General features: G+C 67.4%; 3 protein-coding genes. All 3 read right to left on the bottom strand.

From position 1 onward, the window contains the following. Positions 1-37: 37 nt before the first annotated feature. On the bottom strand, positions 38-214 hold the full coding sequence (locus ABW137_RS02400) for a hypothetical protein (RefSeq protein WP_526396510.1): 177 nt from the start codon (positions 212-214) through the stop codon (positions 38-40). A gap of 232 nt (positions 215-446) precedes the next feature. Next, positions 447-998 carry an excalibur calcium-binding domain-containing protein gene (locus tag ABW137_RS02395; RefSeq protein ID WP_526396509.1) on the bottom strand — a complete coding sequence of 184 codons (552 nt, stop codon included), beginning with the start codon at positions 996-998 and terminating at the stop codon, positions 447-449. Between the two features lie 163 nt (positions 999-1161). Beyond that, positions 1162-4635, bottom strand: coding sequence for an indolepyruvate ferredoxin oxidoreductase family protein (locus tag ABW137_RS02390; RefSeq protein ID WP_526396512.1), 3474 nt, complete (start codon positions 4633-4635; stop codon positions 1162-1164). Between the last annotated feature and the right edge of the window lie 108 nt (positions 4636-4743).

Here is a 4743-nt window from a genome sequence, read left to right as displayed (position 1 = left end):
GCACCCGTTTCCGGGTGCCCCTGCTGTGTCTGGTGTCTCAGCGGCCGTTGCCGACGGTCGAGGTGACCTGGCCGGTGGTGGCCTGCTGCTGGATGTCGTTGATCCACTGCTGGTGGGTCAGGTCCGCATTGGCGGGGGCGGCGAAGCCAAGGACGGCGGCGGTCAGGCCGGCGGCGACGGCGGTGGTGATGGTGGCGAATCCGAAGTTCTTCATGATCGTTCTTCTTTCCTGAGTGACTCTGTTCTGGCTCCGGTGGGGAGGCCTTCCCGGCCGGTCTGATGCCTATAACCGGCAGGTCAGGGCTTTGATTTCCGCTGGCAGTGATTGAGCGGCGGTTGGCAGGAATCGACCCGTCGGGGGTGGCGATGCCGCCATTTGGGACGGCGCTGCGCCTGGAAGTTGCGGCCGACGGAACTCCGGTATCGGCGTTCGGTGAAGGGCGAAGCTACTCGCAGGCGACGCCGTCGCCGTCGCCGTCGAGCTTGGACGAATAGCCCGGCTCGCCCGCGTAGATAGGCGCGGCGCCTGCGGCGCGCGCCGCAGAGCAATTCTGGTAGTTCGCCGACGCAGGCGCCTCGACAGTGGGCGGCGCCTCGACGTAGGGGGGCGCCGGCGCCTGCGGTGCCTCCACGACGGGAGGTGCGACGAAGGCGGCAGGAGGTGGGGCTGGCGCGGCCTCGGTGATGGTGACAGTGGAGATCGGCGCCTGCGCCAGCACCGTCTCCGCCGGCGCCAGGACCGTACTCGTCACCGTCTTCGTCACCGTGGCCGCCACGGACGTCGACCCCGACTTCGAGGCGCCGCCACCCATGCTGCCGAGCGCGATCAACAAGAGCGCGAAGCAGCCGACGACACCGACGAAGATCCACTTGCGCTTGTGCGGTCGCAGTGCAGGCGAACCGCCTGGCGCAGCCCCGTCGTAACCGCCAAGCCCCGGCACGTACACCGGTGGGCGTTCGACCGGTCTGGTTTGCTTGACCCTGCGAAGCTGGATCATGCTAGGCCACCCCAGCACTGACGGTGATGACGAACCGAACTCGCGAAGACACGCATACCCCCAGTTCAAAGACGTGGCGATCAAGCCCTCGGGAAAACCCACGCGGAAGCGTAGACGTCACCGGGGCATGATCACAACCCTTGCCCGGATTTGCCGACAGCTATTAACTGTCGCTCGGTGCCGCCACCCCGAGTTCGGTCAACCGCGTGCGGTAGGCCTCGACGGTGGCGAGTTTGACGCCCTCGTAGCCCCGCACCATGTCGGGCAGCGCAGCGACCTCGACCGCCGTGTCGTAGTTGGTCGAGTCGAGCTCGGCGGCCAACCGGGTCACGATGCGGACGTACTCCGCCAGCAACTCCCGCTCGACCTTCCGGACATGGGCATAACCGAACGGATCGAACGCGGTGCCACGCAGAAGCTTTCCCTTCGCCAGGATTCGCAGGGCGACGTGGCTGCGCGGACCGAGGCCGATCTTCTTCGTGCGCCCCATCGCCCGCAGCATCGGGGGGTGCAGCTTGTAGGTGAGGTTCGCACCGCCCGGCACTTCCGAACGCACCGACTCGAGGAACTGCGGATCGGTCAGCAGCCGCGCCACCTCGTACTCGTCCTTGTACGCGGTGAACTTGTAGAGCCCCTTCGCCACGGCTTCGCTGAATGCCGTGCGATCGCCCAACCGCCGTTCCGACGTCCAAATCGTCTGCAGCAGTGACACGTAACGACGCGCCACCTTTTCACCCTGGAACTCGACCAGATCCGCCGCTCGCCGCGAGACGAGATCGCCGACGCTGCCGGTGAAGGTGGTGCCCGCCAGGACGCGTTCGGGTGCCTGCGGCGCCTGCCGGCCGGCGGTGGGCGCGACGGCGTCGTCGAAGCGGGCTGGGTCGGCGATGGCGAGCCGGCCCCACCGGAACGCGGCGATGTTCGCCTTGACGGCGACCCCGTTGATCTCGATGGCCTCTTCCAGGGACGACGCCGGAAGTCTCAGGGCCCCAGTCTGATACGCGGCGCCGACCAGAAGGAAGTTGGCGGCGTCCGTCCGCCCGAACAGCTGGTGAGCAGCGGCCAGGGCATCGAAGGAACGCACGTCGCGGGAGACCTGAGTCAGTCGGTTGAGCAGGTAGGGCGTCTCGGGATAGGCGACCGACTTGTCGTACACCATGTCGCCCGTCGGCGTCTTGCTGGTCGACGCGACGGAGACGGTCCTGAGAGGGTCGCCGTAGGCGAGGTTCTTGGCGTCGGTGGCGACCAAGAGGTCGAAGGCCACGATGCAGTCGGCGCTTCCGGGAGTCAGGCGGTTGGACGGATCCAGCTTGCTCGCTGCGAATCTCAAGTGTGATACGACGGGACCGGCCTTCTGACTGAGCCCGGTTTGATCGAGGCTCTCCACGTCGTAGCCCGCCCGCAGGGCGGCGGTCGCGAGCACTTGGTTCACCGTCACGATACCGGTGCCGCCGATGCCGGCGAAGAAGACGTTGTGCGTGGACGTGACCGGCGCGTCGTCGATTTCGGGCAACACCGGCGGTTCCGGAGCCTGCCGGGAGCGAGGCTTGGCGCCAGGCTGCACCTCGACGGTGACGAACGACGGGCAGTCACCGTCGAGGCAGCTGTAATCGGTGTTGCAGGACGTCTGATCGATACGCGTCTTGCGACCGAGCTCGGTGTCGACCGGCTGTACGGACAGGCAGTTGGACTTGACCCCGCAGTCACCGCAGCCTTCGCATACCGCCTCGTTGATCACGACGCGGGTGGTGCGCGTTGGCAGGGTGCCGCGCTTGCGTTGCCGCCTGGCATCGGCCGCGCAGTGCTGGTCGTAGATGAGGACCGTGACACCGGGAACGTCGCGAAGCAGCTTCTGGGCCTCGTCGAGGCGGTCGCGGTGCCAGACCACGGCACCCTTCGCAAGGGTGCGCTTGCGGTGCCGCTGCGGTTCGTCGGCACAGATGATGATGCGTTGGACGCCTTCGGCTTTCAGCTTGTGGGTCAACTTCGCAACGGTCAGGGCGCCCTCTGCGTCCTGGGCGCCGGTCATCGCCACGACCTCGTTGTACAACAGTTTGTAGGTGATGTTCACCCCGGCCGCCACGCAGGCCTGAACCGCGAGTTGACCGGAGTGGAAGAAGGTGCCGTCGCCGACGTTCTGGAAGAGATGCGGGACGTCGGTGAACGGGGCCTGGCCAATCCACTGGCTGCCCTCCCCGCCCATCTGGGTGAGACCGGTGACGGCACTGTCCTGACGGCCCGACATCGTCACCATGGTGTGGCAGCCGATGCCGCCACCCGCCAGGGAACCCTCGGGCACCGCCGTGGAGCGGTTGTGGGGGCAGCCACTGCAGAAGTACGCGGCCCGCTTGGCGGGCAGGACGTCGAGCGACAGGGCAGGCGGTGCGGGCTTCTTGAGTTCGATGCGGTCCTTGAGCATGCGGCGCAGTGGCGCGAGCAGACGTCCTGCGGTGAGTTCGCCACCGGCGGGGATCAGCGGCCTGCCCGCGGCGTCCTTCTTCCCGAGGATTCGGGGCGATCCCGCTTGGCCATAGAGGATCTCCCGTACCTGCGTCTCGATGAACGCGGTCTTGTCCTCGACCACGAGGATCTCCTCGAGCCCGTCGGCGAAGGCGGTCACCGCATCGGGACCGAGCGGCGTCGGCATGCCGATGCGCAGCAGCCGAACCCCCGCGCGGCTCAGCGCAGCGTCGTCGGCACCCAGATCCTCCAACGCTTGCCGCACCGAGTCGAAGGTCGTTCCCGTGGCGGCGATCCCGATGGTGGCGTGGGCCGGGTCGAATTCGACGACGTCGAGCCCGTTGGCGGCGCCGTAGGCTCGAACGACCTCGGCCCGCGGACCGTAGAGGTCGGCCTCTGCTTCCAAGCTGTCGGAGGGGGCCGCCATCGGACGTTGGCGGTAGACGAATGGCTTTCCATCCCATGTGACTTGAGGAACGACGATGTCGGTGGTGACGTCGTTGCCGTCGACTGACCAGGCGCCGTCTGCGACGTCAGCCACGATCTTGAGCGCGACGACGCATCCCGAGGCCCGTGACATCGCGATACCGTGCATGCCCATCGTGACGACCTCACGGGCGTTGCGGGGGAACAACACCGGTATGCCGAGCGCTGCCAGGGACCGCTCGCTGACGGCGGGGACGGTGGAGGACTTCGAGGCGGGATCGTCGCCAACCAGAAGCAGCACTCCCCCATGGGGATTGACGCCGTACATGTTCGCGTGCCTCAGTGCGTCGGTCGCCCTGTCCAGACCCGGGCCCTTGCCGTACCAGACGCCGACGACCCCGTCGTAGCGCGGAGTTCCCTCGGAGAACGCGGCCAGATCGGCTTGGCTGCCCCATACGGACGTGGCCGCCAGCTCCTCGTTGAGCCCCGGCACGAAGGTGATGTCGTGGGCGTCGAGCACGTCGGGCATCCCGGCCAGCATCCGGTCCACGCCGGCGAGGGGGCTGCCCTGGTAGCCGGATACGAAGGTCGCCACCCGTAGCCCTGCCCGGCTGTCGCGTTCGTGCTGTTCGACCAGTGCACGCGCGATGGCTTGGACGCCGGTGAGTACGACGGCGGCCGACCCCGGGCGGTAGCGGTCGCCCAGGTCGTAGGGCTGGCGGTCCTGTCGGCGGACGTCGAGATCTGTGATGGGACTCACCCCTCTGGGCTGTGGATCTGCTGGACCTTGCTGGGCTGGCACTGGGCCGGCACTGGGCTATGTGCTGCCTCAAGGGAAGCACTGACTTACAGATTGAGC

It is taken from the genome of Mycobacterium sp. (assembly GCF_040509115.1).
Lineage (GTDB): Bacteria > Actinomycetota > Actinomycetes > Mycobacteriales > Mycobacteriaceae > Mycobacterium.
The sequence above is the reverse complement of the archived record's forward strand: the minus strand, read 5'-3'. Positions and strand labels throughout refer to the sequence as shown.